The sequence below is a fragment of the Pleomorphomonas koreensis DSM 23070 genome (assembly GCF_000425185.1).
In the GTDB taxonomy this organism is placed as follows: Bacteria; Pseudomonadota; Alphaproteobacteria; order Rhizobiales; family Pleomorphomonadaceae; genus Pleomorphomonas; species Pleomorphomonas koreensis.
Window position 1 is genome coordinate 1 of sequence record NZ_AULH01000073.1, and the last position, 1,275, is coordinate 1,275.

Annotated in this window: 1 protein-coding gene; it reads right to left on the reverse strand. The window is 59.8% G+C overall.

Annotated elements, in window-relative coordinates; translation table 11 throughout:
* Window positions 1-197 precede the first annotated feature (197 nt).
* A partial coding sequence (locus H512_RS0120105) for a replication protein RepA (protein WP_210162731.1) occupies window positions 198-1,275 on the reverse strand: 1,078 nt, incomplete at its 5' end.

Consider the following 1,275-nt stretch of genomic DNA (forward strand, 5'->3'; position numbering starts at 1 on the left):
AAGCGCCACCTAATCAGCGTGGAGGCGCCACCTAATCAGCGTAGATGAGGCCTTACCTCACTGAAAACTTTGGGGAAAATTATCCACTAAGCGCCACCTAATCAGCGTAGCTAAATGGCTGTGAAAAGACGATTTTCTTGGTTAATGCTTCCAAGAAAAAGGGGCCATAGCGGCCCCGGCGTTCAGACTGAGTTTTCTCACGCTTTTCGCTTCGGAATGGCGAGAGCTGACGCGTCAGCTGCCTCCATTTCGAGGCCTCGCTCGGTAAGTCTGAGCGGCAGTTTGGGGAAAATGTCCCGAAGGGCGGCGACATCCTCGACAAACGCCTCACGGAAGGCCCTATCGCGGGCATAACCTTCGCCAAACTGGCTCTTGAGTGGCTGCCAGTCGAGGATGAGCTTGGCGTTCAAGCGTGTGATCCGGTAGGTCACCCAGAGCATGAGATCAAGGCGCCGCGCCGAGTTTGAGAGGGCGCGGAGCACCCGGACATCGATCGGGAGAGCGTGCCGTTTGATCTCGTCGTAAAAGTCCTGCGAGAACGCGATCTGGGTTGGCCAGAGGGCCTTCTGGTCGGGATGGTCAGGGAACCATAGCTCGACCTTCTGAAGCGGCTTCACGTCCACCTGGCCGGACCGGCGGCCGTCCCAGGTACTGATTTCCATGCGACAGGCGGCAAGGGCGCGAAGCTGCTCCTTGAACGGCTCAATGTTGCCGTTGCGCCCTCCCCTTGGGTCAAAGCCCATATCGCGCATGAAGCCGGTCAGGGTTTCCGAGGTTTCGACCACGGGCGAGTTGTTGCGGAGGGCTTCCGTCGAAAGGTGCGCCATGATGAGGCGCGCCTTGGGACCGAATGGAACCGGTTGTTGGATACGCTGACCATCCGGAGAGCGGAGCTTGCCGGCGGTCACTGTGACGGCCATACGGCCCTGCGAGCGCTCGAACTCGGTTTGGCCCGGCGGCAGGGCTTTGTACGGAAGACCACAGATCGCAAGCGGCGTCGGCATAAAACGGAGGTTGTCCGGCGAGGGCCCCTCGTTCTCGATGACTTCGCGGATAATAGCCCGACGGCGTTTCTCGCGGGGCATGGCAGCAAGGGCCGCCGCCTTCGCTTGGGACTTCTTGGACTCTTCGTCTCGGCGGGACTGCATGGAGACGCAAGCCAGAAGCTCAAACTGGTACGCAGAAGTTCCCTTCTTGGCCGATAGGCGTTCAAGAAGGTCCGCGTCCCGGACTTGAGATTCATCGGCTTGATTCATGCCTTCACCGTACCGGGGG